Source organism: Lacimonas salitolerans (assembly GCF_042677865.1).
Classification (GTDB): domain Bacteria; phylum Pseudomonadota; class Alphaproteobacteria; order Rhodobacterales; family Rhodobacteraceae; genus Lutimaribacter; species Lutimaribacter salitolerans.
On record NZ_JBHUDD010000066.1, the window covers coordinates 1 to 652 of the forward strand.

The window sequence follows — 652 nt, forward strand, 5'->3', positions numbered from 1 at the left end:
CTTTGCTACCCCCCGGGTGGGTCATTTTTAAATGATCACGATGGGTCAGTTTTGAATGCAGATTGACAGCTCAGGCAGAATGGACAGCGGCACAAAGGCAGGTTCTGGCGCATCGGATCTTCCGGTCTCCGGCAAGATTTGCTCAGGCAACCGAAGAAGCCCCTCTCGTGCCTGCCTGCGCCAATCTGAAAGCTGGTGCGGAACAAGATCATGGCGACGGGCGACATCCACAACCCGGGCCCCGGGCTGAAAGCTCTCCGCCACAATCCGCGCCTTCACGTGATCAGGCCATCGGCGGTTCCCGCGCCGGGGCTCAACCACGTCACACCGCCCAACAAAACCATCCCCACCATCCACCATGAAAAACCTCCGTCCGCCAACGCAAACCTTCTCGCAGGCGCGTCAGGCATCAGGAATGCGTCAAATCAATGGGACGGAAACGGCGCTTACACTGCAACCTCAAAGACTTCCGCCGCATCGCCATGCGATCAGACAAGACCGATATCAGCTTCTCGGCCATGATTTGCGCCTGCGCTGCACTCATCAATTCTCGATGAATCTCAACAGACCCTAGTACTACAGTTGCGCATTATGGCGAGTCTTTCGATGTGCGATGGCGGCAGCGACTTGATGCTCGCGTCGCCACCGCGAC

The 652-nt window shown here is 57.7% G+C and carries 1 protein-coding gene; it reads right to left on the reverse strand.

The window, feature by feature from the left end; all coding sequences use genetic code 11:
* Window positions 1–45: 45 nt before the first annotated feature.
* Window positions 46–360: a transposase gene (locus ACFTOW_RS13245; protein WP_379916489.1), complete on the reverse strand. Its 315-nt coding sequence runs from the start codon at window positions 358–360 to the stop codon at window positions 46–48.
* Window positions 361–652: the final 292 nt, after the last annotated feature.